The 25,575-nt window shown below is 60.3% G+C and carries 19 protein-coding genes; 11 read left to right on the forward strand and 8 right to left on the reverse strand.

Annotation, left to right across the window (positions count from 1 at the left end; genetic code table 11):
• Nucleotides 1-264: 264 nt before the first annotated feature.
• The 3 genes from J5M66_RS07740 to putP form a co-directional block, all read right to left on the reverse strand.
• Complete coding sequence (locus J5M66_RS07740; RefSeq protein WP_207807693.1) at nucleotides 265-978, reverse strand: DUF4123 domain-containing protein; 714 nt, start codon at nucleotides 976-978, stop codon at nucleotides 265-267.
• Entirely contained in the window at nucleotides 968-2,983 is a 2,016-nt protein-coding gene (gene tssI, locus J5M66_RS07745) for a type VI secretion system tip protein TssI/VgrG (RefSeq protein ID WP_207807692.1), read from the reverse strand. Before tssI ends, J5M66_RS07740 begins: the two co-directional genes overlap by 11 nt.
• A 350-nt stretch (nucleotides 2,984-3,333) precedes the next feature.
• Complete coding sequence (gene putP / locus J5M66_RS07750; protein ID WP_016772011.1) at nucleotides 3,334-4,818, reverse strand: sodium/proline symporter PutP; 1,485 nt, start codon at nucleotides 4,816-4,818, stop codon at nucleotides 3,334-3,336.
• Nucleotides 4,819-5,276: 458 nt separating this feature from the next.
• Between putP and putA the strand changes: the two genes are divergently transcribed.
• The 3 genes from putA (at nucleotide 5,277) to J5M66_RS07765 (ending at nucleotide 11,820) form a co-directional block, all read left to right on the forward strand.
• Entirely contained in the window at nucleotides 5,277-9,230 is a 3,954-nt protein-coding gene (gene putA, locus J5M66_RS07755) for a trifunctional transcriptional regulator/proline dehydrogenase/L-glutamate gamma-semialdehyde dehydrogenase (RefSeq protein WP_207807691.1), read from the forward strand.
• Nucleotides 9,231-9,437: 207 nt separating this feature from the next.
• Nucleotides 9,438-11,240 (forward strand): acyl-CoA dehydrogenase, encoded by a 1,803-nt coding sequence (locus J5M66_RS07760; protein WP_136492376.1) that lies wholly within the window; start codon nucleotides 9,438-9,440, stop codon nucleotides 11,238-11,240.
• Nucleotides 11,241-11,499: 259 nt separating this feature from the next.
• Entirely contained in the window at nucleotides 11,500-11,820 is a 321-nt protein-coding gene (locus tag J5M66_RS07765; protein WP_125925738.1) for a hypothetical protein, read from the forward strand.
• A 53-nt stretch (nucleotides 11,821-11,873) separates the two neighbouring features.
• Here the strand turns inward: J5M66_RS07765 and J5M66_RS07770 are convergent, their stop codons facing one another.
• Nucleotides 11,874-12,176 carry a cell division protein ZapA gene (locus J5M66_RS07770; RefSeq protein WP_130887668.1) on the reverse strand — a complete coding sequence of 101 codons (303 nt, stop codon included), beginning with the start codon at nucleotides 12,174-12,176 and terminating at the stop codon, nucleotides 11,874-11,876.
• Nucleotides 12,173-12,403, reverse strand: coding sequence for a hypothetical protein (locus J5M66_RS07775; RefSeq protein WP_016772015.1), 231 nt, complete (start codon nucleotides 12,401-12,403; stop codon nucleotides 12,173-12,175). Before J5M66_RS07775 ends, J5M66_RS07770 begins: the two co-directional genes overlap by 4 nt.
• A 277-nt stretch (nucleotides 12,404-12,680) precedes the next feature.
• On the opposite strand from J5M66_RS07775, the gene J5M66_RS07780 reads away from it, so the two are divergent.
• The 4 genes from J5M66_RS07780 (at nucleotide 12,681) to selO (ending at nucleotide 21,243) form a co-directional block, all read left to right on the forward strand.
• Complete coding sequence (locus tag J5M66_RS07780; protein ID WP_016772016.1) at nucleotides 12,681-14,306, forward strand: methyl-accepting chemotaxis protein; 1,626 nt, start codon at nucleotides 12,681-12,683, stop codon at nucleotides 14,304-14,306.
• 294 nt (nucleotides 14,307-14,600) lie between these two features.
• On the forward strand, nucleotides 14,601-16,343 hold the full coding sequence (locus tag J5M66_RS07785; protein WP_207807690.1) for a potassium/proton antiporter: 1,743 nt from the start codon (nucleotides 14,601-14,603) through the stop codon (nucleotides 16,341-16,343).
• Between the two features lie 34 nt (nucleotides 16,344-16,377).
• On the forward strand, nucleotides 16,378-19,731 hold the full coding sequence (gene mscK, locus J5M66_RS07790) for a mechanosensitive channel MscK (protein ID WP_076565278.1): 3,354 nt from the start codon (nucleotides 16,378-16,380) through the stop codon (nucleotides 19,729-19,731).
• Nucleotides 19,732-19,779: 48 nt separating this feature from the next.
• Nucleotides 19,780-21,243 carry a protein adenylyltransferase SelO gene (gene selO, locus J5M66_RS07795; RefSeq protein ID WP_207807689.1) on the forward strand — a complete coding sequence of 488 codons (1,464 nt, stop codon included), beginning with the start codon at nucleotides 19,780-19,782 and terminating at the stop codon, nucleotides 21,241-21,243.
• A gap of 5 nt (nucleotides 21,244-21,248) precedes the next feature.
• On the opposite strand, the gene J5M66_RS07800 is transcribed toward selO, so the two are convergent.
• Nucleotides 21,249-21,611 carry a type II toxin-antitoxin system PemK/MazF family toxin gene (locus J5M66_RS07800; RefSeq protein ID WP_041477600.1) on the reverse strand — a complete coding sequence of 121 codons (363 nt, stop codon included), beginning with the start codon at nucleotides 21,609-21,611 and terminating at the stop codon, nucleotides 21,249-21,251.
• Nucleotides 21,611-21,880 carry a PbsX family transcriptional regulator gene (locus tag J5M66_RS07805; RefSeq protein ID WP_207807688.1) on the reverse strand — a complete coding sequence of 90 codons (270 nt, stop codon included), beginning with the start codon at nucleotides 21,878-21,880 and terminating at the stop codon, nucleotides 21,611-21,613. The genes J5M66_RS07800 and J5M66_RS07805 overlap by 1 nt, the downstream gene beginning before the upstream one ends.
• A gap of 236 nt (nucleotides 21,881-22,116) precedes the next feature.
• Between J5M66_RS07805 and trxC the strand changes: the two genes are divergently transcribed.
• Nucleotides 22,117-22,551 carry a thioredoxin TrxC gene (gene trxC, locus J5M66_RS07810; protein ID WP_207807687.1) on the forward strand — a complete coding sequence of 145 codons (435 nt, stop codon included), beginning with the start codon at nucleotides 22,117-22,119 and terminating at the stop codon, nucleotides 22,549-22,551.
• Between the two features lie 130 nt (nucleotides 22,552-22,681).
• Here trxC and J5M66_RS07815 read toward each other — a convergent pair whose 3' ends face one another.
• Nucleotides 22,682-23,452, reverse strand: coding sequence for a ParA family protein (locus tag J5M66_RS07815; protein WP_016772022.1), 771 nt, complete (start codon nucleotides 23,450-23,452; stop codon nucleotides 22,682-22,684).
• Between the two features lie 356 nt (nucleotides 23,453-23,808).
• Here J5M66_RS07815 and J5M66_RS07820 point away from each other — a divergent pair, with 356 nt between their 5' ends.
• The 3 genes from J5M66_RS07820 to J5M66_RS07830 are packed head-to-tail and all read left to right on the forward strand — an operon-like array spanning nucleotide 23,809 to nucleotide 25,575.
• Nucleotides 23,809-24,534: a beta-ketoacyl synthase chain length factor gene (locus J5M66_RS07820; RefSeq protein ID WP_207807686.1), complete on the forward strand. Its 726-nt coding sequence runs from the start codon at nucleotides 23,809-23,811 to the stop codon at nucleotides 24,532-24,534.
• On the forward strand, nucleotides 24,510-25,322 hold the full coding sequence (locus J5M66_RS07825) for a lysophospholipid acyltransferase family protein (protein ID WP_110602643.1): 813 nt from the start codon (nucleotides 24,510-24,512) through the stop codon (nucleotides 25,320-25,322). Before J5M66_RS07820 ends, J5M66_RS07825 begins: the two co-directional genes overlap by 25 nt.
• Nucleotides 25,300-25,575, forward strand: a complete 276-nt coding sequence (locus J5M66_RS07830) for a phosphopantetheine-binding protein (RefSeq protein ID WP_016772025.1) — start codon at nucleotides 25,300-25,302, stop codon at nucleotides 25,573-25,575. Before J5M66_RS07825 ends, J5M66_RS07830 begins: the two co-directional genes overlap by 23 nt.

Raw genomic sequence — 25,575 nt, forward strand, 5'->3', positions numbered from 1 at the left:
GTGCGCAGGAGTAGGAACCGAGCAATCATGGACCTCGGCCACGCCGAAGCGTGCCCCACGCACAGCCGCCGCGAACGATCTTACGGACTTGAACCAAGTGCCGCAAAAAGCCAACGAACTGTAACGTCATGAATGCGGGAATCCTTCACCCTGCCACCACTCTCGTGGCGACAACGAAAAGACTATCCCTGCAACTCACCACGCACCAGTTCATGAAAGCCGCCGCGATTCGAAGGAAACGTCCGAAGCGTTTGCCCCGAAATTTCACTCTGCCTCTGCCAGCAAAAACTCCAGAAGCGCCGATCGTGACGAATCTTCCGACATCGATAATTTGAAAAACTGCCCGACCTTGCAGCGCAAAACAGCCTCGGGAAACGCCTCGAACACGGCCGGTTGCTCCTCGCTCAGCCATTGCAAAGCATTGGCGATGCGTACGCTTGCATCAGTCTGCGCCAACAGCGATTGCGGCACGCTCCACCACGGAAAGACCCGCCCCGAAACCAGCGCACGGCCCCCGATTTCAATGGCCTGGCCATTGATCAAGGCTCGTGAAACGACTGGCAGCCATTGCGCGGGAATGACCTCGTCAGAGTGCAAAAGAGGCAGCAGAAACCGACCATCCCAAAAGCGAAAAAACACCGCTTTACCGTCCGGCATCAGCACTTGAGTCAGGCTGCGGAAATGTTCGACCAGCACATCCAGATCTGCCGAAGACACCGCCAACCATCCCCAATCCCGGGATTCTGTTTCCGCCACCCAACGTAAAAACTCACTGTCCGCAGCGACAATTCCCACATAGGGCATCACCGCGTCCCACTCGGCATAAATCGTCTCGGCCCAGACTGGATTCGCTGTGCCCTGCCAAGCTTTGAATGCATTGGCGTCGCTGGCGCGGCTGAAAATGGCGAACAGTTGCTCCGACGCATGCAGCGGCTGCCGTGCCAGCCATTGTTCGGGTGTCAATTCCTCACGCTGCACAAACACCATCCTTACACCGCTCACACTCTTCGCAGAAAGGCGCATCACCTTTGAGACTCATGATCTGTGCAGCAGTGAGAATCGCCGCCGGCGCAGCGGCCAGTTTCTCCGGCAACCCCGGCACCACCGGCGCAGCGCTGGTCGCCGCCATCGGCGCGCCACCCACAACAATCGGCACGCTGCTGAAAATTCCGCCGGGGCCGATGTTGATCCACTGTCCCCCGGCCTGAATCGTCGCGCTCGCGCCGCCATCAATGACCACTTGCTGGCCTGCGCTGATATGGATCTGCGCCGAGGCGCTGGTGGCCTGGCTGTTCACCCGCACCTGCCGGTCGCCGAGCACGGACAAATGATCATCCTGCCTGACTTCGGTCTGGCGCTGGCCGTGGGTGATGCGTTGCTCGTCGGCCTTGAGTTCATGGCGGGCAGTCCCTGTGACCACCACACTGCGCTGATTATCAACCTGCAACTGCTGATCGTTGAGCACATGCTGGGTCCAGTTGCGCTGGGCACGCAGGTAGATTTCCTCGGCGCCTTTTTTATCCTCGATGCGCAGTTCGTTATAACCGCCACCGCCAGGACTGCTCTGGCTGCGGAAGATACTGCGGGTCTTGTCTGCCGGCAGATCCAGCGGCACCGGGGTCGCCGCATTCGGCAGGCAACCCATGACCAGCGGCTTGTCGGCATCGCCATCAATGAAGCCGACCAAAACTTCCATGCCGACGCGCGGAATCAACACGCTGCCGTAGTGATCGTGAGCCCAACCGGTCGCGACGCGCAGCCACAAACTGGAGTGCTCGTTGAGTTCGCCATCACGATCCCAGGCCAGTTGCACTTTGACCCGGCCATATTCATCGCAATGGATTTCCAGGTCTTTCGGGCCGGTGACCACGGCAGGTTGGTAGCCCGACATGCGCGGTTTTTCCGGGCACAGCGCCGGACGAAAGACCACGTCCCACGGCGTGGCGACGAAAGTATTGCGGTAGCCCTGGAAGGATTCGCCATCGCTGGTCACCGATTCCTCCAGCACCTGCGGCTGACGCCCGCGATGCTCGACACAGGTGAGCAACCACAGATCATTCCAGTCGCTGCGCGGATGCTCGGTGAGTTGCAGGAAATGGCCGCAGACCAATGAAGACTCGTCGCTGCTGCCCTCGGCCTGACGGTAATCGGCGACGTGCCGTTCCAGCGCTCGCCGAGTCAGCTGTTTGCCGGTTTCACGATCACTGAATTGGCCGGGGAAGTGATAGTCCTCCAGCACCGGACGCTGCTCGCCGTCACTGCGACTTTCCAGTGACAGCCGTGGTTTCTCGAAATTGTAGTCGCGCCGGGTGACAACGCTGGTGCGGGTTTCCACGCGCACGTTGAACCGTTGAATCGCCGGCGCGCCCGCCGACATGCCGCTGCCCGGCAGATACAGCGTCGGCTCGGGCAGCTTGGGGAACACGGTCTGGTCGTCGCCGAACACCAGCAAATGGCCTTCGGGGCTGTGTTGAAAGTGGTAATGAATGCCGACTTCGGCACACAGGCGCTGGATGAATGCCAGATCGCTTTCGGCGTATTGCACGCAGTACTCGCGCTCCGGGTATTCGCTGCCCAGGCGAAATTCAAAGGCATCGCGCAGGATCGAATGGTCCTTGAGGATCTGCGTGACAATTTGCGGCACGCTCTGATGCTGAAAAATACGCTGGTTGATGCGATGCCCCAGATACGTCAGACGCGGGACAAGGCTGAGGTGATAGCGTGTCAGACGTTTCCCGGAATCGCCCTGCCCGACCTGATAAATCTGACCATGAATACCGCAACCCTGAGCATCGAAACTCAGAAACGCCTGACCATGCAGCAGGCTTTCCAGATCCAGGTCCGGCCGCTCGCTGACCAGTTCCAGCTCGAAGCGAAAGGGTTGGCTGATGGCTTCCCTGCCCGTGAACTCAAGGACTTTGAGGTCATGCCGGGCGCCTTCGAGGGTCAACGTGAAACGCGGTTGATTGGCAGGCGCGAACATCCGATGTCTCTCTGCAGTGTGAGGGCGGGCGATTCTGCATGAGGGGCAAGGGGTGCCGAGCAGGTGACGGGAAATTCAGATTTGCCCTACGTGGTTTGCTGAAAGGACCTTGTTAATTCGGCCGTTCGACTACAGACAATTCAATCAAACCTGCCACCCACCCTGTGGGAGCGAGCCTGCTCGCGAAAGCGGCATGTCAGTCGACACATTCATTGAATGATCAATCGCATTCGCGAGCAGGCTCGCTCCCACAATGGATTTCCACAGAATTCGAGAAATCACAGGCACAAAAAAACGGCCCGCTTCCTCTAGGAAGCGGGCCGTTTTCATGTGAGCCGAAGCTCAGTCCATCACTTGTTCAGATGGAAGTCTTTTTCCGCTGCCTCGAAACGCTCAACCATGCCGCGAGTCGGCTCACCCGCCTTGCTGACAAAGTAGATGGCCAGGCTGGCGAAGATGAAGCCCGGAATGATTTCGTACAGACCCAGCAGTTCGAAATGCTTCCAGACCACCACGGTGATCGCGCCGACCAGAATACCGGCCAGTGCGCCGTTGCGGGTCATGTCTTTCCAGACCACCGAAATCAGCACCACCGGACCGAATGCAGCACCGAAACCGGCCCAGGCGTAGGACACCAGGCCCAGTACGCGGTTTTCCGGGTTGGCAGCCAGCGCGATAGCAATCAGGGCTACCAGCAGCACCATGGCACGACCGACCCAGACCAGCTCCAGTTGCGAAGCGGATTTGCGCAGGAAGGCTTTATAGAAGTCTTCGGTCAGGGCGCTCGAGCACACCAGCAACTGGCAGCTCAGGGTGCTCATCACCGCCGCCAGAATGGCCGACAGCAGTACACCGGCAACCCATGGGTTGAAGAGGATTTTCGCCAGTTCGATGAACACGCGCTCCGGGTTCTCGGTCACAGGACCGGCGACTTCCGGGTGCGCCGAGAAGTAAGCGATACCGAAGAAGCCCACCGCAACGGTGCCGCCCAGGCACAGGATCATCCAGGCCATGGAAATGCGACGCGCCTTGGCGATCGACTTCACCGAATCCGCCGCCATGAAACGCGCGAGGATGTGCGGCTGGCCGAAGTAGCCCAGACCCCAGCCCATCAGCGAGATGATGCCGATGAAGGTGGTGCCTTTGAGCATGTCGAAGTTGCTAGGATCTTGCGCTTCGATGGCGAGGAACGTGGTGTCAACGCCGCCAGTGGCCAGCAGGACGATGATCGGCGTAAGGATCAGCGCGAAGATCATCAGCGTGGCTTGTACGGTGTCGGTCCAGCTCACCGCGAGGAAACCGCCGATGAAGGTGTAGGCAATCGTCGCCGCAGCACCGGCCCACAGCGCCGTTTCGTAGGTCATGCCGAACGTACTTTCGAACAGACGGGCACCAGCGACGATGCCGGAAGCGCAGTAGATGGTAAAGAACACCAGAATCACGATCGCCGAGATAATCCGCAGCAAGCCGCTTTTATCTTCGAAACGGCTGGAAAAATAATCCGGCAGAGTCAGGGCATCGCCGTTGTGCTCGGTCTGCACACGCAGACGGCCGGCGACAAACAGCCAGTTCAGGTAGGCACCGACGATCAGGCCGATGGCGATCCAGCTTTCGGACAGACCGGACATGTAGATGGCGCCCGGCAGGCCCATCAGCAACCAGCCGCTCATGTCGGAGGCACCGGCAGACAGCGCGGTGACGACGCTGCCGAGGCTGCGACCACCGAGAATATAGTCGGAAAGGTTGTTGGTGGAGCGATAGGCCATCAAGCCGATCAGCACCATTGCTGCGATGTAGATCACGAACGTGATCAGGGTTGGATTGCTTACGCTCATTGAGTTACGCCCTGGCTTTGTTTTTATGTAGCGGCGGTGGTGAACCGCTCGCAAACGACGACGTTTGGCAGACGATCCGGGATCCCGCGCATTTAAGACTGATGTTTCCCCAGGAAAGCCATCAGCCGATGCACCGGGTTATTCCCGGTTGCACCTTGGCGGCGAATGCTATGCAACAAAGCAAATAAGGTGCAACCAGTTTCGCGAGAATTAGTTGCACCCAGTCGGATTAATCGACAATCACCCCGTTTTTGCTCCCTTTTGTGGCAGTCATGGCTCGTTGCTAGAAGCAAAAGCACCAAGCAGGAGCAGCACTTTCGTACCAGAAATTATTTCCTGACGAGCTGCGTATTATTCCGGCAAAAAAAGGGTTGCACCCGGTTGCACCTCATTCAACGCACGGCTAATCTTGCGGCCAGCTGATGCCACGCAACTGTGGCAACCATGAGGATAAAAATATGGCTACCACCACCCTTGGGGTCAAACTCGATGACCCGACCCGCGAGCGCCTGAAGGCTGCCGCAACCTCGATTGATCGCACGCCGCACTGGCTGATCAAGCAGGCAATTTTCAATTACCTGGAAAAACTCGAGGGTGGTGCAACCCTGACCGAGTTGAACGGTTTGACCGCCAAAGACGCCGATGACGCAGGCGAAGTGCAGACCGATCACGCTCACCAATGCTTCCTCGAATTCGCTGAAAGCATCCTGCCGCAATCGGTTCTGCGTGCTTCGATCACCGCCGCCTACCGCCGCCCTGAGCCGGAAGTGGTGCCGATGCTGATCGAGCAGGCGCGCCTGCCGGCACCGATGGCCGAAGCCACCAACAAACTCGCCGCGACCATCGCCGAAAAACTGCGTAACCAGAAAAGTGCCGGCGGTCGTGCCGGTATTGTTCAAGGTCTGTTGCAGGAATTCTCCCTGTCGTCCCAGGAAGGCGTGGCGCTGATGTGCCTGGCCGAAGCGCTGCTGCGCATCCCGGACAAAGGCACCCGCGATGCGCTGATCCGCGACAAGATCAGCACCGGCAACTGGCATCCGCACCTGGGCAACAGCCCTTCGCTGTTCGTCAACGCTGCGACCTGGGGCCTGCTGCTGACTGGCAAACTGGTTTCCACCCACAACGAAGCCGGCCTGACCTCGTCGCTGAGCCGCATCATCGGCAAGAGCGGCGAGCCGATGATCCGCAAGGGCGTCGACATGGCCATGCGCCTGATGGGCGAGCAGTTCGTGACCGGCGAAACCATCGCCGAAGCGCTGGCCAATGCGAGCAAGTTCGAAGCCAAGGGCTTCCGTTATTCCTACGACATGCTCGGTGAAGCGGCACTCACCGAAGTCGACGCGCAAAAATACCTGGCGTCGTACGAACAAGCGATCCATTCGATCGGCAAAGCGTCCCACGGCCGTGGGATTTATGAAGGCCCGGGCATTTCCATCAAGCTCTCGGCACTGCACCCGCGCTACAGCCGTGCGCAGTACGAGCGGGTTATGGACGAGCTGTACCCGCGCCTGCTGTCGCTGACCCTGCTGGCCAAGCAATACGACATCGGCCTGAACATCGACGCCGAAGAGGCCGACCGCCTCGAGCTGTCGCTGGATCTGCTTGAGCGTCTGTGCTTCGAGCCGCAACTGACCGGCTGGAACGGCATCGGTTTCGTCATCCAGGCTTACCAGAAGCGTTGCCCGTACGTGATCGATTACGTGATCGATCTGGCCCGCCGCAGCCGCCATCGCCTGATGATCCGCCTGGTGAAAGGCGCGTACTGGGACAGCGAAATCAAACGCGCTCAGGTCGAAGGGCTGGAAGGCTATCCGGTCTACACCCGCAAGGTGTACACCGACGTTTCCTACATTGCTTGCGCACGCAAACTGCTGTCGGTGCCGGAAGCCATCTACCCGCAGTTCGCCACGCACAACGCCCACACCCTGTCGGCGATCTACCACATCGCCGGGCAAAACTATTACCCGGGCCAGTACGAATTCCAGTGCCTGCACGGCATGGGCGAACCGCTCTACGAGCAGGTTGTAGGCAAGGTTTCCGAGGGCAAGCTGAACCGTCCATGCCGCGTGTACGCACCGGTCGGCACCCACGAAACCCTGCTGGCGTACCTCGTGCGTCGTCTGCTGGAAAACGGCGCCAACACCTCGTTCGTCAACCGTATCGCCGACCAGTCGATTTCGATTCAGGAACTGGTGGCCGATCCGGTGGCACAGATCGAGCAGATGGCCACCGTGGAAGGCGGTTTCGGCCTGCCGCACCCGCGCATTCCGCTGCCGCGTGATCTGTACGGTGCCGAGCGCGCCAACTCCAGCGGCATCGACATGGCTAACGAACATCGTCTGGCCTCGCTGTCCTGCGCTTTGCTCGCCACTGCACACAACGACTGGAAAGCCGCGCCGATGCTCGGTTGCGCCTCCAGCAACGAAACGCCGGTCGCGGTGCTGAACCCGTCCGATCACCGCGATGTGGTCGGTCACGTTCAAGAAGCTACCGTCGAAGACGTCGACAACGCCATTCAATGCGCGCTGAACGCCGCGCCGATCTGGCAGGCCACCCCGCCGGCCGAACGTGCTGCGATTCTGGAACGTGCCGCTGACTTGATGGAAGGCGAGATCCAGCCGCTGATGGGCCTGTTGGCTCGCGAAGCCGGCAAGACCTACGCCAACGCCATCGCCGAAGTCCGCGAAGCGGTCGACTTCCTGCGTTATTACGCAGTGCAGGCGCGCAACGATTTCAGCAACGACGCCCACCGCCCACTCGGTCCGGTGGTGTGCATCAGCCCCTGGAACTTCCCGCTGGCGATCTTCAGCGGCCAGGTCGCTGCGGCATTGGCCGCCGGTAACCCGGTACTGGCCAAACCGGCTGAGCAGACTCCGCTGGTCGCCGCTCAAGCCGTGCGCCTGATGCTCGAAGCCGGCATCCCGGAAGGCGTGCTGCAACTGCTGCCGGGTCGCGGTGAAACCGTCGGCGCCGGTCTGGTTGGCGATGAGCGCGTCAAAGGCGTGATGTTCACCGGTTCCACCGAAGTCGCGCGCTTGCTGCAACGCAACATCGCCGGCCGTCTCGACAGCCAGGGCCGCCCGATTCCGCTGATCGCCGAAACCGGTGGCCAGAACGCGATGATCGTCGATTCCTCGGCACTGACCGAACAAGTGGTGATCGACGTAGTGTCGTCGGCCTTCGACAGCGCCGGTCAGCGCTGCTCGGCACTGCGCGTATTGTGCCTGCAGGAAGATTCCGCAGATCGCGTCATCGAAATGCTCAAAGGTGCCATGGCCGAAAGCCGTCTCGGCAACCCCGAGCGTCTGTCCGTGGACATCGGCCCGGTGATCGACGCCGAAGCCAAGGCCGGCATCGACAAGCACATCCAGGGCATGCGCGATAAAGGTCGCAATGTTTACCAGGTGGCGATTGCCGACAGCGAAGAGGTCAAGCGCGGCACCTTCGTCATGCCGACCCTGATCGAATTGGAAAGCTTCGACGAACTGCAACGCGAAATCTTCGGCCCGGTACTGCACGTGGTGCGCTACAAGCGCAAGGAGCTGGATCAACTGATCGGCCAGATCAACGCCTCCGGTTATGGCCTGACGCTGGGCGTGCACACGCGCATCGACGAGACCATCGCCAAGGTGATCGACAACGTCAACGCCGGTAACGTCTACGTCAACCGCAACATCGTCGGTGCCGTGGTCGGCGTGCAGCCGTTCGGCGGCGAAGGCCTGTCGGGTACTGGCCCGAAAGCCGGCGGCCCGCTGTATCTGTACCGCCTGCTGTCGACGCGCCCTAGCGACGCAATCGAGCAATCCTTCGCTCGCGGTGACGCCATCAGCGCCCCGGACGTGCGCTTGCGCGATGCCATGAGCCAATCGTTGAACGCGCTGAAAGCCTGGGCCGACAACAACAAGTTTGCCGATCTGAGCACCCTGTGCGTGCAATACGCTGCGCAATCGCAGAGCGGCATCACCCGCGTGCTGGCTGGCCCGACCGGCGAGAAAAACAGCTACGCCATCCTGCCGCGCGAGCACGTGCTGTGCCTGGCGGAAGTTGAAGGTGATCTGCTGACGCAACTGGCGGCGGTGCTGGCGGTGGGCGGTTCGGCGGTGTGGCCGGAAACCGAGCTGACCAAGGCGTTGTTCGCCCGTCTGCCGAAGGAAGTCCAGGCGCGGATCAAACGCGTTGCCGACTGGAACAAGGACGAAGTGGTGTTCGATGCCGTGCTGCATCACGGCCACTCCGACCAGTTGCGCGGCGTCTGCCAGCAGATCGCCCAGCGTGGCGGTGCAATCGTTGGCGTTCAGGGCCTGTCCCAAGGCGAGACCAACATTGCCCTGGAGCGTCTGGTGATCGAACGGGCATTGAGCGTCAACACCGCTGCGGCGGGGGGTAATGCCAGCTTGATGACGATCGGATAAAAGCAGCTGCAAGCTGCAAGCTGCAAGTAGAAGCCAACTGCTCTTACTTGCAGCTTGAAGCTTGAAGCTTGAAGCTTGAAGCTTGAAGCTTGAAGCTTGAAGCTTCCAGCTTGCGGCTTGTGCCGCCCCATCACCCTTATCTATCTTCCTTCCCCATTTTTATGGGCCTACCTAGACTGCGGCATACTTTCTTTAAGGTAGGCCGCCATGTCCGAGACGCTGCTCAGTTCCCGCAATCTGGCTTTCGAGCTGTACGAAGTCCTCGATGCCGAGGGCCTGACCCGGCGCGAGCGCTTTGCCGAGCACAATCGCGAGACCTTCGACGCCGCAATCGGCACCGCGCGCAACATCGCCGAAAAGTATTTCGCCCCGCACAACCGCAAGGGCGATGAAAACGAGCCGCGCTATGAAGATGGCCAGGCCATTCTGATTCCCGAAGTGAAACCGGCGGTGGATGCCTTTCTCGAAGCCGGATTTCTTAACGCCGCACGCAGTTTTGAAGCGGGCGGCATGCAATTACCGACCCTGCTGTCGCAAGCCTGCTTCGCGCACTTTCAGTCCGCCAACGCAGCGTCGACCTCGTACCCGTTCCTGACCATGGGCGCGGCCAACCTGATCGAGAGCTTCGGCAGCGAAGAGCAGAAACAGCGCTTCCTGCAACCGATGATCGACGGGCGTTTCTTCGGCACCATGGCCCTGACCGAGCCGCATGCCGGTTCATCGCTGTCGGACATTCGCACCCGCGCCGAGCCTGCGTCCGATGGCACCTATCGCCTCAAGGGCAACAAGATCTTCATTTCCGGCGGCGACCATCCGCTGTCGGAAAACATCGTGCACATGGTTCTGGCCAAACTGCCCGACGCCCCGCCGGGGGTGAAAGGTATTTCGCTGTTTATCGTGCCGAAGTTTCTGGTCAACGACGACGGCAGCCTCGGCCAGCGCAACGACGTGCTGCTCGCCGGCTTGTTCCACAAGATGGGCTGGCGCGGGACCACATCGACGGCGCTGAACTTCGGCGATAACGGCGAGTGCGTCGGCTATCTGGTGGGCAAACCGCACCATGGTTTGAGCTACATGTTCCAGATGATGAACGAAGCGCGGATCGGCGTCGGCATGGGCGCGGTGATGCTCGGCTATGCCGGTTACCTGTATTCGCTGGAATATGCGCGCGAACGTCCGCAAGGTCGGGTGCCGGACAGCAAGGATCCGACCACGGCGCCGGTGGCGATCATTCAGCACGCGGACGTCAGACGCATGCTGCTGACGCAGAAATCCTACGTCGAAGGCGCATTTGACCTCGGCCTGTACGCCGCGCGGTTGTTCGATGACACCACCACGCTGGAAACCGAAGCCGAACGCAAACAGGCTCATGAACTGTTGGACCTGCTGACGCCGATCGTCAAATCCTGGCCTTCGGAGTTCTGCCTCAAAGCCAACGAACTGGCGATCCAGATTCTTGGCGGCCACGGCTACACCCGTGAATATCCGGTGGAGCAGTACTACCGCGACAACCGCCTGAACCCGATCCACGAAGGCACCCACGGCATCCAGTCGCTGGATCTGCTTGGGCGCAAACTGGCGCAGAACGGTGGCGCCGGTCTCAAGCAGCTGATTCGATTGATCGCCAACACGGCCGAACGTGCCACTGCGTACGATTCGTTGACCACCCTGCGCGAACCGCTGGAAAAACTCGTGGCCCGCTTGCAAACCGTGACCATCGGCCTGCTCACCGATCTGGCCCAAGGCAAGGTCAACAGCAGCCTGGCGAACTCGGCGTTGTACCTGAAAGTGTTCGGTCACGCAGTGATCGGCTGGCGCTGGCTGGAGCAGGCGATCCGCGCCGAGGAAGGCCTGGCCAAAGGCAATTCGGCGGATGTCGACTTCTATAAGGGCAAGTTGCAGGCGGCGCGGTATTTCCTGACATGGGAAGTGCCGGGTTGCCAGCATGAGCTGGACTTGCTGGAGGCGCGGGATGATACGTGTCTGGGGATGCGGGAGGAGTGGTTCTGATCTCGATCGTGCGTAGCGGCTTATTCCCTCTTCGCAGGCAAGTCCGTTCCCACAGGGTCTCTGGGCGTGATCCCGGTGCGAGTGGCTTGCCTGCGCAGGGACCTGATCATGCATCAGCTCAGCCTGATCATATCCAGTTGCTTTGCTGCACACCCACAAAACGCTTGTCCTGTCACCTGTAAAATCTGACAGGTTCCGCCGAAGCAATGGCCGCGTATCCTTGAACCTTCATATGGTAAACCACACAACGGATACGGATATGGACGAGCTAAAGTCGACAGAAAGCGAATCTCTTGACCTCATGCTGTTGCACATAAAAATCGGCGATACGCTACGACGAGGTCAAAACGACGCGGTAGTGACCGCAAAACACTTCGCCGCCAGCGATCCCGACTACAAAATTGAAGTGTCTTTGAAAGATGAAACGCTGGTGTCTGAGCAACCTGTCTCCCATGACGTTATGCTTTGGGCTGCCAGCAAGGACGAAACGTTTGATTTCAACGGACGCAAACGCACCATAACTGCAAAAAACATTTTCGAGTCTGGCGGTCGATATCGCTGCGAACTGGTCATCGCCTGAAGCGCCCCTGAACAGAGCGCTCCGTTGAGGGGCGACGAGATTCTGGCGACCCGTCAAACCTGATTGATGGTCTTGGCAATCGTCTCGACCGTGGCGCTGACTTGCTCTTGATAACGCTCGAGTTCTTCTTTGTGCTGCTTTTTCATTTCGATCTGCTGCGAGCACAGATTCATCGCCGCCAGCACCAGCAAACGGTCGCCGATCAGCGTCGGGTATTTGCGCTTGGTGTCTTCCAGCGCTGCCTTGAGCATCATCGCCGCGTCCAGCAGGGTCTGTTCTTCCCCGGCCGGTGCCTTGATCGAATAGTCCTCGCCGAGAATGGAGATGACTTTTACCCCTGCTGTGCCGTGGTTCATGCGCTGACAGGACCGGCATTGACGCGATCAACCAGCGCCTGAATGCGCGCGGCGGTGGCGCCGTGTTTTTCTTCCTGCTCCATCAGGTTCAGTTGCAGGTTTTCGTTTTCATCCTTGGCCTGGGCCAGTTCCGTGGACAGGGTCTGGTTGGTCTGCAGCAAGGTCTGGTTCTGTTGCACCAGGTCGCTGACGAGCTGTTCCAATTGGCTGAGGGATGCTTCCAACATTTTGATCTTCCAAGCGTTTTTCAAAGGGCGCGTACGATAAAGAAAAGTCACCACGGATGCCAGGGTTAAACCGGCGCAAGGCCTTGATTTTCCTGGCGGGCAAGCGTTCTCGCGAGTTTAAAAGACTGTGATTGGTCGATCTGGTTCCTGCACTTCGTCGCACAGAGCCATCTGCGACAAATACGCACACCACCTCAAGACTTTAGTCGTATGACCGATAAGTCACCCATACAGCAGTCTCAGCCCGCATGGATGCGGCCCTTTTCGGTATCCGCCCATGTCCCTTCGCAATATGAATATCGCCCCACGGGCGTTCACCGGTTTCGCCCTGATCGGCGGCCTGATGTTGATCCTCGGCGTGTTTGCGCTGAACCAGATGAGCAAGATCCGCGCGGCCGGCGAAGACATCGCCACCGCCAGCGTGCCGTCGATCAAGGCTCTGGACGAATTCACCCAACTGACCCTGCGCCTGCGCGTGCTGTCCTATCGTTTGCTGATCAATCGCGAACCCGACGTGCAGCAGAAAACCATCGAGCTGTTCGACCTGCGCAATCGCCAGATCGCCGATGCGCAACGCGCATACGAGCCACTGATCGAAGGCCCGCAGGAGCGTGCGGCGTACGATCAGTACGTGCAATTGCTGGCGCAGTACCGTCAGCTTGAAGAACGCATGAAAACCCTGTCGCGCAACAACCAGATCGCCGAGTTGCAGCAGATGCTCAACAACGATTTGCTGAGCAACTCAGAGGCAGTCAACACCGCACTTGCGCGTCTGCTGGAGATCAATACCCAGCAAATTGCCGAGACTGATCAGGGCGCCAAGGATCAGTACTCGATGTCGTTCGATCTGGTCGTCACTCTGCTGGTGATCGCCAGCGGCCTGACCTTGCTGTTCGCCTGGCTGCTGACCGTGAGCATTACCAAGCCGATTTCCAAGGCACTCGAGGCGGCGGAAACTATCGCCGAAGGCAACCTCACCCAGCCGATCCATGTCGATGGCGAAGATGAAGCCGGGCGCCTGCTGGCGGCGATGGCGAAGATGCAATCGAAGCTGCGCGACACCCTGCAGCGCATCTCCGGTTCGGCCACACAGCTTGCGTCTGCTGCGGAAGAGCTGAACAGCGTCACCGATGAAAGTGCTCGCGGCCTGACCCAGCAGAACAACGAAATCGAGCAGGCCGCCACTGCGGTCAATGAGATGACCAGCGCCGTCGAAGAAGTCGCGCGCAACGCGGTCAGCACTTCGGAAGCCTCGAAAAACGCCACTACTTCGGCGGGCGACGGTCGTGATCTGGTGCAGGAAACCGTCAGCGCCATCGAACGCATGAGCGCCGACGTGCAGAGCACCGCGTCGCTGATCGGCGACCTGGCCAATGAATCCCGCGACATCGGCAAGGTGCTCGACGTGATTCGTGGCCTCGCCGATCAGACCAACCTGCTGGCATTGAACGCAGCGATCGAAGCGGCGCGCGCCGGTGAGGCCGGGCGTGGTTTCGCCGTAGTGGCGGACGAAGTGCGCGCACTGGCCCATCGCACCCAGCAGTCGACCAGCGAGATCGAGCGGATGATCGGCAGCATCCAGAGCGGCACCGAACACGCCGTGGATTCGATGCGCAACAGCACCGAGCGCGCCGAATCGACCTTGAATATCGCCCGTGGTGCCGGAATGTCGCTGGACACCATCAACAGCGCCATCGTCGAAATCAACGAGCGCAACCTGGTTATCGCCAGCGCTGCCGAAGAGCAGGCGCAGGTAGCGCGGGAAGTCGATCGCAATCTGGTCAACATCCGCGATCTGTCGGTCCAGTCGGCGACCGGCGCCAATCAGACCAGCGCAGCGAGCAATGAGCTGTCGCGGTTGGCACTGGATCTGAACAACATGGTTGGGCGGTTCAGCCTGTAACACACCTCACTGGAGCTTCCCCTGTGGTGAGGGGATTTATGCCCGTTGGGTGGCGAAGCCGCCCCAAAAGCAGCGTATGCGGTTCCCTCTAAGGATCCGCGTACAGCGGTTTTACGACGGCTGCGCCGCCGAACGGGGATGAATCCCCTCGCCACAGTCATCACTCGCCGCATTTCCAGAGTGATTCTGCACAAAAGCTTTTTGACAGCATCACATTTCAACAGGTTAGAATCGCTGGCACGCAGACTGCATGGTCAGTTTGTGCCTCGTCTTTACGCTTCTGGAGTACTGCCTTTGAATGCGACGACCATCAACAGCCTGTTCTTGATCGGCGCGTTGCTGGTAGGCGCAAGCATTCTTGTCAGTTCTCTTTCTTCACGTCTCGGCATTCCGATTCTGGTCATCATTCTCGCGGTCGGCATGGCTGCCGGGGTCGATGGTGGCGGTATCATTTTCGATAACTACCCGACGGCCTATCTGGTCGGCAACCTCGCCCTGGCAGTGATCCTGCTCGACGGCGGCTTGCGTACGCGGGTGTCGAGTTTCCGCGTGGCCTTGTGGCCGGCGCTGTCGCTGGCCACGGTCGGGGTGTTGATTACCACCGGGCTGACCGGCATGGCCGCTGCGTGGCTGTTCGACCTCAATCTGATTCAGGGCCTGCTGATCGGCGCCATCGTCGGCTCGACCGACGCCGCTGCGGTGTTCTCGCTGCTCGGCGGTAAAGGCCTCAACGAACGAGTCAGCGCCAGTCTGGAAATCGAATCCGGCAGCAACGACCCGATGGCGGTGTTTCTCACCGTGACCCTGATCGACATGCTCGCCAGCGGCGAAACCGGCCTGCACTGGAGCCTGCTGACCCACTTGATCCGCGAGTTCGGCATCGGTGGCGTGATCGGTCTGGGCGGCGGCTGGGTGATGCTGCAACTGGTCAATCGCATCAATCTCGCCGCCGGGCTCTATCCGATCCTGATCATTGCTGGCGGTCTGGTGGTGTTCGCGCTGACCAACGCCTTGCATGGCAGCGGCTTCCTTGCTGTCTATCTGTGCGGTCTGGTGATCGGCAACCGCCCGGTGCGCAGCCGCCACGGCATTCTGCACATGCTCGACGGCATGGCCTGGCTGGCGCAGATCGGCATGTTCCTGGTGCTGGGCCTGCTGGTCACGCCCCACGATCTGCTGCCGATCGCCCTGCCCGCCCTCGGTCTGGCGCTGTGGATGATTCTGTTCGCGCGGCCGATGTCGGTGATGGTCGGCCTGCTGCCGTTCAAGGCCTTCCACGGTCGTGAAAAAGCCTTTATTTCCTGGGTCGGCCTGCGCGGCGCGGTGCCGATCATTCTCGCGGTGTTCCCGCTGATGGCCGGGCTGCCGCAAGCGCAGTTGTATTTCAATCTGGCGTTCTTCATCGTGTTGGTGTCGCTGCTGGTGCAGGGCACGAGCCTGCCGTGGGTGGCCAAGCTGCTCAAGGTGACGGTGCCGCCGGAACCCGCGCCGATTTCCCGGGCGGCACTGGAAGTGCACGTCACGAGCGAGTGGGAGCTGTTCGTTTACAAGCTCGGCGCCGAGAAATGGTGCATCGGCTCGCCCCTGCGTGAGCTGAAAATGCCCGAAGGCACACGCATCGCGGCGCTGTTTCGTGGTCAGCAACTGCTCCATCCGTCGGGTAGTACGGTGCTGGAAGTCGATGATTTGCTGTGTGTTATTGGCCATGAATACAACTTGCCGGCCCTCGGCAAACTGTTCAGCCAGGCACCGCAACGCGGCCTCGATCTGCGTTTCTTCGGCGACTTCGTGCTCGAAGGAGACGCCCAGCTTAAAGCGGTTGCAGCGCTGTATGGCTTGCCGGCCGAAGGCATCGATCCGGACATGACCCTGGGTGCGTTCATTGCGCAAAAAGTCGGGGGTGCTCCCATCGTCGGCGACCAGGTGGAGTGGAACAACACCCACTGGACGGTGGCGGTCATGGACGGGAACAAGATCGGCAAAGTGGGCGTCAGATTCCCCGAAGGAAGTCGCCCGGGCCCCGGACTCTTCCTCTAAACTGCTCCCACTCTCACTTGCTTGACCGGTCTCTATGCCTACCCTGCGCTCCTTTTTCGCCGCGGCCCTGCTGGGCCTCAGTCTTGTCGTCGGCCCGCTGCATGCTGCCGAACCACCGTCCAGCGATGCCGTGCAGGCCAGCCTCGACAAGCTGGCCGACAGCAAACTGCCGGACGCCGACAAGAAGACCCTGCAGACCGTCCTGCAGAACACCCTCAATCAGCTGAACAACCAGCGTGATTACGAGCAGAAACTGATCGATCTCAAGCGTCAGTTGGCGAACGCGCCGAAGCAGACGATTGAAAACACCCGCGAACTGAGCCGCCTCAAGGCCACCGCGCCAGTGCCGGTCGCGCAGCGTTTTCCGAAGGAGTCGATTCAGCAACTGGAGCAGATCCTTACCGATCGCTCGACCCAGCAGAGCGATCTGCAAAAAGCCCTGGCCGAAGCCAACAGCCTGATCATCACCGCGCAGACTCGCCCCGAGCGCGCTCAGGCGGAGATTTCCGCCAGCCAGACGCGCATCCAGCAGATCAACACCATCCTCAAATCCGGCAAGGACACCGGCAAAACGGTCACCGCCGAACAGCGCGACCAGTTGAACGCCGAACTGGCCGCACTCAATGCGCTGATTCCGCTGCGCCGCCAGGAACTGGCCGGCAACACCCAGTTGCAGGATCTGGGCAATGCCCAGCACGACTTGCTTTCGGAGAAATCCGACCGCCTCGACCGCGAGATCCAGGAACTGCAAACCCTGATCAACCAGAAGCGTCTGGCGCAGTCGCAGGAAACCGTTACCCAGCAATCGATCGAGGCGCAGAAGGCAGGCGGCAGCAGCCTGCTGGCAAGCGAGAGCGCGACCAACCTCAAGCTTTCCGACTATTTGCTCAAGAGCACCGACCGTCTCAACGAAGTCACGCAGCAGAACCTGCAGACCAAACAGCAACTCGACACCCTGACCCAAAGCGATTCGGCGCTGGACGAGCAAATCAACGTGCTCAAGGGCAGCCTGCTGCTGTCGAAAATTCTCTATAAACAGAAACAGGCGCTGCCGCACCTGAAAGTTGACCGCGACCTTGCCGACCAGATTGCCGATATTCGCCTGTATCAGTTCGATGTCAGCCAGCAACGCGAGCTGCTGAGCAACCCGGCGACTTATGTCGACAACTTGCTGGCCACGCAGCCGCCGGAGCAGGTCACCCCGCAACTGCGCAAAAGCCTGCTCGATCTGGCCAACACCCGCGCTGATCTGCTCGAGCGGCTGAACCGCGAGTTGAGCGCGATGCTCAATGAATCGATCACCCTGCAGCTCAACCAGAAACAATTGCTGAGCACCGCGCAAAGCCTGCGCGCGACCCTCGACGAACAGATGTTCTGGATCCCCAGCAACAAACCGCTGGATGTGGAATGGATGCGCGGCGTGCCCGAGCGCCTGGAGCGGCAGGTCAACACCCTGCCCTGGGCGTCGAGCCTGAGCGAACTGGCTGACGGCCTGACCCAGCGGCCATTGCTGTTCCTGCCATTGGCGCTGCTGATCGGCGCCCTGTTGTGGCGACGCAAGGCCCTGTACGGACGCCTCAACAAGGTTCACCAGGACATCGGCCACTTCAAGCGCGACAGCCAGTGGCACACGCCGCAGGCGATTCTGATCAACATCCTGTTGGCGATGCCGGTGGCGCTGGGTCTGGCGCTGTGCGGCCTGGCCTTGCAGATCGACGCGCGCGGGCAGAACGCCAACATGGGCGCGGCGCTGTTGCAGATGGGCCAGGCCTGGCTGGTGTTCTACACCGCGTACCGGATTCTTGCGCCGGGTGGCGTGGCGGAATTGCACTTCCGCTGGGAGAAGCCGCAGGTCGAGTTCCTTCAGGGCTGGGTGCGTCGATTGGGCCTTGTGGTCATGGCGCTGGTGGCCGTGGTGGCCGTCGCCGAATTGCAACCAGCGGCGCTGGCCGATGACGTGCTCGGCATGCCGGTGGTGCTGACCTGCTACGCCTTGATGGCATGGCTGCTCAGTCGCCTGCTGATCAGCAGCCCGACGCACCAGAACGCTTCGCTGTTCCGCAAAGCCGTCGGGGTGATGTTCACCCTGCTGCCGATCGCCCTGTTTGTTGCGGTGTGCTTCGGCTACTACTACACCGCGCTGAAACTCAGCGATCGCTTGATCAACACCTTGTATCTGCTGATGTTCTGGCTGGTGATCGAGGCGACCTTCGTGCGTGGCCTGAGCGTTGCGGCGCGGCGTCTGGCTTACCAGCGCGCACTGGCCAAACGCCAGGCGGCGAAAGAGGCCGGCGACGGCGAAGCGGTGATCGAAGAGCCGACGCTGGATATCGAAAAGGTCAACGAGCAGTCCCTGCGCCTGATCCGTCTGGCCCTGCTCGGCGGTTTCATCGCGGCGCTGTACTGGGTCTGGTCGGACCTGATTTCGGTGTTCTCGTATCTGGATAACATCACCCTCTACGAATACACCAGCGGCACCGGCGCCAACATGAGCATGGTGCCGATCAGCATCGGCGACATGCTCGGCGCGCTGATCATCATCGGCATCACCTTCGCGCTGGCGCGCAACTTGCCCGGGCTGCTCGAAGTGTTCGTGCTGTCCAAACTCAATCTGGCCCAGGGCAGCGCTTATGCGACAACCACGCTGCTGTCCTACGTGATTGCCGGAGTCGGTTTCGTCACCACCCTGTCGACCCTCGGCGTCAGTTGGGACAAGTTGCAGTGGCTGGTGGCGGCGCTGTCGGTAGGCCTCGGTTTCGGTATGCAGGAGATCTTCGCCAACTTCATCTCCGGCATCATGATCCTCTTCGAACGCCCGGTGCGGATCGGCGACACCATCACCATCGGCAACCTCTCGGGCACGGTGAGCAAGATCCGCATCCGCGCCACGACCATCACGGATTTTGACCGCAAGGACATCATTGTCCCGAACAAGACGTTCATCACCGGGCAACTGATCAACTGGTCGCTGACCGACACCATCACCCGCGTCACTTTGAAACTGGGCGTCGATTACGGCTCGGATCTGGATCTGGTCAAGGAACTGCTGCTCAAAGCAGCCCGGGAGAACCCGCGTGTACTCAAAGAACCGGAGCCGCACGTGTACTTCCTCAACTTCGGCGAAAGCACCCTCGACCACGAACTGCGCATGCATGTGCGCGATCTCGGTGACCGCAACCCGGTGCTGGATGAGGTCAACCGCTTCATCAATCGCGAGTTCAAGAAGCAGCACATCAACATCTCGTTCCGGCAGATGGAGGTTTATCTGAAGAACCTGCACGGCCAGGAATACAAGATGGTGCCTGTGGAACCCGAGAACAAAACCATCGTGCCGATCGTCGACGGGCAGAAACCGTTGCCGGAACCGCCACCGAGCAAACTCGACTAACCGACATGGTCCCAGCAGAATGCTCGGACATTCTGCTGGAGCCGGCCCGTGAAAGCCCTCGACGAACTGACTTTCGACAACCGCTTCGCCCGCCTGGGCGACGCGTTCTCCGCGCACGTGCTGCCCGAACCGATCGACAATCCGCGTCTGGTGGTCGCCAGCCCGGCCGCTCTGGCCTTGCTCGATCTCGATGCGGCCAGCGCCGAAACCGAAGAATTCGCGCAACTGTTTGGCGGCCACAAGCTGTGGGCCGACGCCGAGCCACGGGCGATGGTGTATTCCGGCCATCAGTTCGGCGGTTATACCCCGCAACTGGGCGACGGGCGCGGTCTGCTGCTGGGCGAGGTGTACAACAACGCCGGCGAGCATTGGGACCTTCACCTCAAGGGCGCCGGGCAAACGCCCTTTTCGCGCATGGGCGATGGCCGCGCGGTGCTGCGCTCATCGATTCGCGAGTTTCTCGCTTCCGAAGCGCTGTACGCGCTGAACATTCCGTCTTCGCGGGCCGCCTGCGTGATTGGCTCCGACACGCCGGTCTGGCGGGAAAAGCAGGAACGCGCGGCGATGGTGCTGCGTCTGGCGCCGAGCCACATCCGCTTCGGCCACTTCGAATATTTCTACTACACCAAGCGCCCCGAGCAGCAGAAACAGCTCGGCGAGCATGTGCTGGCGATGCACTTCCCCGAATGCCTCGAACAACCGGAACCGTATCTGGCGATGTTTCGCGAGATCGTCGAGCGCAACGCCGAGCTGATCGCCAAGTGGCAGGCTTATGGCTTCTGCCACGGCGTGATGAACACCGACAACATGTCGATCCTCGGCATCACCTTCGACTTCGGCCCGTTCGCCTTCCTCGATGACTTCGACGCGCATTTCATATGCAATCACTCCGATGATCAGGGCCGCTACTCGTTCAGCAATCAGGTGCCGGTGGGCCAGTGGAACCTCAGCGCGCTCGCCCAGGCACTGACGCCGTTCATCAGCGTCGAGGCCCTGCGCGAAACCCTCGGCTTGTACCTGCCGCTGTTCCAGGCGCACTATCTCGACCTGATGCGCCGCCGCTTCGGCTTCACCACCGCCGAGGACGACGATCAGCACCTGCTGGAAAACCTGCTGCAACTGATGCAGAACAGCGGCGTCGACTACACGCTGTTCTTCCGCCGCCTCGGTGAAGAGCCAGCCGAACAGGCCATCGCCCGCCTGCGCGACGATTTTGTCGATATCAAAGGCTTCGATGCCTGGGGCGAACGCTACGTCGCCCGGGTCGGCCGCGACGGCAATGCCGATCAGGCACAACGCCGCGCACGGATGCATGCCGTCAATCCGCTGTACATCCTGCGCAATTATCTGGCGCAAAAGGCTATTGATGCGGCGGAACAAGGGGATTATGCCGAGGTACGCCGACTGCATGCGGTGCTGAGCAGACCGTTCGATGAGCAGCCGGGAATGGAAAGTTACGCCGAGCGGCCACCGGAGTGGGGAAAGCATTTGGAGATCAGTTGTTCTTCGTAGGCGCTTCAGCTTAGCGGGTCGATTGCACTGATTACACGGTCGACGATGTCAGACATTGTCACGTCATCCAGTCGCTCGATGAATTTGGCCGTGCCGTCTCGTACCCGTTGTTCTATGTCAAAACTGCGAACCTGATTACACACCGCTACACCATTGGTTTCGTGGCCAGTAATGGCGACCGCCAAACCCATATTCCGGCTGAAATTCCCACCGCTAGTAACAGGCACCGTCATGCTCACGCCCAATGCGTTGATCTCTCTGGGCGTGATCACCACAAAGCGATGTCTGTTCATCATCTCCCGCCCCGCCACTGGGTTTGGATCAATCCAGTAAACGTCACCCCGCTGAGGGGGCTGTCGGCGCACCATCAACCCAGCTCCCGGCCGACAGAATCACCTTCAAGGGTCTCGCTAGTCTGGGCGTTAAGTTTCTGCAATTCTTCTGCGCCTTCGAGTAGCTCTGACAAACTATAACGCTTACGCGTATCGGCTACGGCTGGACGAGCAATCAGTTCGCCATCGACCACATTCAGCTCTAGCTGTGCGCCAACCTCCAGATGCAACAACTTTAAAAGCGTGGGCGGAATCGTAATGACGGCAGCGCCGCCTTGGCGGCGTATCTTGGAAGTTACGGACATTATGTCGCTCCGATTTGATGCATAGGAATCATCGCCTCCTGGATTAGTGCAACAAAAGTAGCACACAGATAAAGACAAAGCGATCTCCTCACGACAAGCGTAAAACGCCGAATTGGTCTTCAGACTAGCCATCGATCCCGGAACGGTTTTGAGAAAAATGTGAGCAGTTGCGACATTGATAAGTTGGCAGATCGACTCCAAATCAGTTCTATAGACTGCCTATCAGAGAACCAATCATGACCACCCCACTCCTCATCCCCTGCCCCTCCTGCAACGGCGTCAACCGCATTCCAGCCGAGCGTCTCGCCGATCAACCCAAGTGCGGACGCTGCAAATCTGCGGTACTGCTGAGCAAGCCTTTCGAACTCAAGCAAGGCGATTACGCCAGCCAGATCAAGGGGGATCTGCCGTTGCTGGTGGATGTCTGGGCGGAGTGGTGTGGGCCGTGCAAGTCGTTTGCGCCGGTGTTCGAACAGGCTGCGGCGCAGCTGGCGGGCAAGTGTCGGCTGGCCAAGCTCGACAGCGAAGCGAATCAGCAGTTGTCGGCGCAGTTGGGGATTCGCTCGATTCCGAGTCTGATTCTGTTTAAAAACGGCAGGGAAGTGGCGCGGCAGAGCGGTGCGTTGCCATTGCCGCAGTTGATGGCATGGCTGCGTAGCCAAGGCATCTGACCCAACACAGACCACCCTGTGGGAGCGAGCCTGCTCGCGAAGGCGGTCGATCATTCAGCGCCGATGTTGAATGTGCCGGCCTCTTCGCGAGCAGGCTCGCTCCCACAGGATTAGCGTGTGAGTCGGGGAATCAGTGGTCTTCCAGCAGATTGTGCAGTTCCACAAACTGCTGCGTCAGCTTGTGCCGTGGATCGAGGTGGATCAGCGGCATGCTGGCCTGGTGCGACTCGCGCATACGCACCGAACTGCTCAGGTACACCGGCAATACCGGCAAGCCTTCGGCAATCAGCTCATCGAGAATCTGCTGTGGCAGGCTGGCCCGCGCCTGAAACTGATTGACCACGATGCCTTCGACTTCCAACCCTTCGTTGTGGTCATCCTTCAACTCTTCGATCTCGGCGATCAGGCCGTACAGGGCCTGACGTGAAAAGCTGTCGCAGTCAAAGGGGATCAACACTCGATCCGCGGCAATCAGCGCCGATACCGCGTAGAAATTCAGTGCTGGCGGGGTATCGAGATAGATCCGGTCGTAGTCTTCCGATAGCTCATCGAGCAACTTACGCAGCTTGTTGATCTTGTGCTTGGCCTCGAGCTTGGGCTGCAGGTCGGCCAGTTCGGCGGTGGCGGTGATGATGTGCAGGTTGTCGAAAGGGGTTTCGTAGATGTCCGCCTGATTCTTTTTCGAGAACGGCCCTGAAGACAGGGTCTGTTTGAAGAAATCGGCGATGCCCATCGGAATGTCATCGCCGGTGAGCCCGGTCAGATACTGAGTGGAATTGGCCTGGGCATCGAGGTCGACCAACAACGTGCGATAACCCTCGCTGGCGCTGACCGCCGCCAGATTGCAGGCGATGCTGGATTTGCCCACGCCACCTTTCTGATTGAACACCACGCGCCGCATGACCAAACCTCCGTGTATCAAAGAATGACCGAGTGTAGTTGGCGGTGACCGCGCTTCGCTACCTTCACGGACATGGACTACGCCGTCAGGTGTAAAAATCGACGCCCAGGCATGGAAAAAACCGCCAGCCATCCCAGAGACACCTGACAGACACGCCGCGTCAAATCTGGATAATGGCCAAGTGATAGCCATGCAGCGAACCGCTCGGTACATTTTGTTGGGCAAAATGTAACCAACATTTGCTACACACCCGTCGCACCGGGATAATGCGCGCCACCCGGCGCCCTGCGCCAAGCCAAGCCTGCTGCGGCGCTGGCGACTCAACGCGTCAACGAAAGCCCGCAGGGGCGGGATGAATGTCCGTGATCAACTTCAACATCGCCCAATGGCGCGCGTGGGCCCCGGGGCTCGACAGCGTGGACGCCTGGCAGGCCTGGAGCCGACAACCGGTCGTGCTGCAGAGCAGTGATGCCGCGCCCGATGTGTCGTTTCTGCCGGCCATGCAACGCCGTCGCCTCAGCCGCCTGGCGCGGATGGCCTTCAGCGTTGGCTGGCCGCTGGCCGAAGGCCGGGACCATCTGCCACTGGTGTTCGTCTCGCGGCACGGCGAAACCCCACGCACGTTTGAAATCCTCCGCGATCTGGCCACCGAACAGCCGTTGTCGCCGACCCAATTCAGCCTTTCAGTGCATAACGCGATCATCGGTTTGTGGTCGATCACGCGCGGTGAAACCAGCGAAATGACCGCCCTCGCCGCTGCTGGCGACGGCCTTGAACACGGCATGCTCGAAGCAGCGGCACTGCTTGATGAAGGCGCCCCGGCCGTGCTGCTGGTGATCACCGAAGAGCAACCGCCCGAGGCGTACTCGCAGTGGGTCGATGACGTGCCGTTCCCTTACGCGCTGGGTTTATTGCTCACGCCCGGTACCGACTGGCGGCTGACCCTGAACAGCAGCACCGAAACCCGGTCCAAGGCGCACTGGCCGCACGCGCTCAACCTGCTGCGAACCCTGCTCGGCCAGCAACCTGACTGCCAACATGCGTGGAAAAATCGTGTATGGACCTGGCATCGCAACCCGTGACCGCCAAACACCGCGACGCCTACTACTGGCGCCTGCTGGCCACTGCTGCGAGCTTCGCCCTGTTCGGGCTCGGCGGGCTGTGTCTGCGCCTGCTGGTATTTCCGCTGCTCGGCTGCCTGCCCGGTGACGCGCTGGTCCATCGCCTGCGCGCGCGGCGTACGGTCAGTCGCTTGTTCTGGTTTTTCGTGCGTTTCATGGCCCGCACCGGCGTGCTCACTTACAACATCGAGGGTGCCGAGCGCCTCGGCCGACCTGGGCAGATGATCATCGCCAACCACCCGTCGCTGATCGATGTGGTGTTTCTCATCGGTCTGGTGCGCCACGCCAATTGCGTAGTGAAGAAAACCCTCTGGGAAAACCCGTTCACCCGTGGCCCGCTGCGCCGTACCGAGTACATCAGCAACGACGGCAGCATGGATATGCTCGACGCCGCCGCGCAGTCGTTGCAGGACGGCCAGACCCTGATCATCTTCCCCGAAGGCACCCGCACCCAGCCGGGTCAGGCGCCGGCCTTTCATCGGGGGGCGGCGGCAATTGCCCTGCGCGGTGCGAAAATCGTTACCCCGGTGATCATCAAGGTCAGCCCGACCACCCTGACCAAAGCCGAGCCGTGGTATCGCATCCCCCATCGCCGCGTGCACTTCAGTTTTCGCGTGGGGGCCGATATAGACCCACAGACCTTCGCCGCGCAAGGCCCCGCACCGCAGGCCTCGCGCAAGCTCAACGATTATTTGCATGACTATTTCATTAAGGAGCTCGCCGCAGATGAGCGATCAGAACACCGCTAGCCTGGTGCGTGACATCAAACTGCTGATCATCGACGCCTTGGGCCTCGAAGACATCAGCCCCGAGGACATCGGCGACGAGCAGACATTGTTCGGCGAAGGCCTCGGCTTGGATTCGGTGGACGCGCTGGAACTGGGCCTGGCGATCCAGAAAAAATACGGCATCAAGATCGACGCCGATGCCAAAGACACTCGCAACCATTTCACCAACGTGGCCAGCCTTGCGGCATTCGTCACGGCAAAACAGGCAGCTTGA

Origin of the sequence: Pseudomonas sp. 67(2021) (genome assembly GCF_017491835.1) — a bacterium.
Lineage (GTDB): Bacteria > Pseudomonadota > Gammaproteobacteria > Pseudomonadales > Pseudomonadaceae > Aquipseudomonas > Aquipseudomonas atacamensis.

Excerpts from the sequence above, each read along its gene's own strand:
- J5M66_RS07765 (WP_125925738.1), top strand. The coding sequence starts at position 11,500 with ATGGACGAGCTAAAGTCGACAGAAAGCGAATCTCTTGACCTCATGCTG.
- tssI (WP_207807692.1), bottom strand. The coding sequence starts at position 2,983 with ATGTTCGCGCCTGCCAATCAACCGCGTTTCACGTTGACCCTCGAAGGC.
- J5M66_RS07780 (WP_016772016.1), top strand. The coding sequence starts at position 12,681 with ATGTCCCTTCGCAATATGAATATCGCCCCACGGGCGTTCACCGGTTTC.
- J5M66_RS07820 (WP_207807686.1), top strand. The coding sequence starts at position 23,809 with ATGTCCGTGATCAACTTCAACATCGCCCAATGGCGCGCGTGGGCCCCG.
- J5M66_RS07805 (WP_207807688.1), bottom strand. The coding sequence starts at position 21,880 with ATGTCCGTAACTTCCAAGATACGCCGCCAAGGCGGCGCTGCCGTCATT.
- J5M66_RS07830 (WP_016772025.1), top strand. The coding sequence starts at position 25,300 with ATGAGCGATCAGAACACCGCTAGCCTGGTGCGTGACATCAAACTGCTG.
- mscK (WP_076565278.1), top strand. The coding sequence starts at position 16,378 with ATGCCTACCCTGCGCTCCTTTTTCGCCGCGGCCCTGCTGGGCCTCAGT.
- J5M66_RS07800 (WP_041477600.1), bottom strand. The coding sequence starts at position 21,611 with ATGGTGCGCCGACAGCCCCCTCAGCGGGGTGACGTTTACTGGATTGAT.
- J5M66_RS07760 (WP_136492376.1), top strand. The coding sequence starts at position 9,438 with ATGTCCGAGACGCTGCTCAGTTCCCGCAATCTGGCTTTCGAGCTGTAC.
- putP (WP_016772011.1), bottom strand. The coding sequence starts at position 4,818 with ATGAGCGTAAGCAATCCAACCCTGATCACGTTCGTGATCTACATCGCA.
- putA (WP_207807691.1), top strand. The coding sequence starts at position 5,277 with ATGGCTACCACCACCCTTGGGGTCAAACTCGATGACCCGACCCGCGAG.
- J5M66_RS07770 (WP_130887668.1), bottom strand. The coding sequence starts at position 12,176 with ATGAACCACGGCACAGCAGGGGTAAAAGTCATCTCCATTCTCGGCGAG.
- J5M66_RS07815 (WP_016772022.1), bottom strand. The coding sequence starts at position 23,452 with ATGCGGCGCGTGGTGTTCAATCAGAAAGGTGGCGTGGGCAAATCCAGC.
- trxC (WP_207807687.1), top strand. The coding sequence starts at position 22,117 with ATGACCACCCCACTCCTCATCCCCTGCCCCTCCTGCAACGGCGTCAAC.
- J5M66_RS07825 (WP_110602643.1), top strand. The coding sequence starts at position 24,510 with ATGGACCTGGCATCGCAACCCGTGACCGCCAAACACCGCGACGCCTAC.
- J5M66_RS07775 (WP_016772015.1), bottom strand. The coding sequence starts at position 12,403 with ATGTTGGAAGCATCCCTCAGCCAATTGGAACAGCTCGTCAGCGACCTG.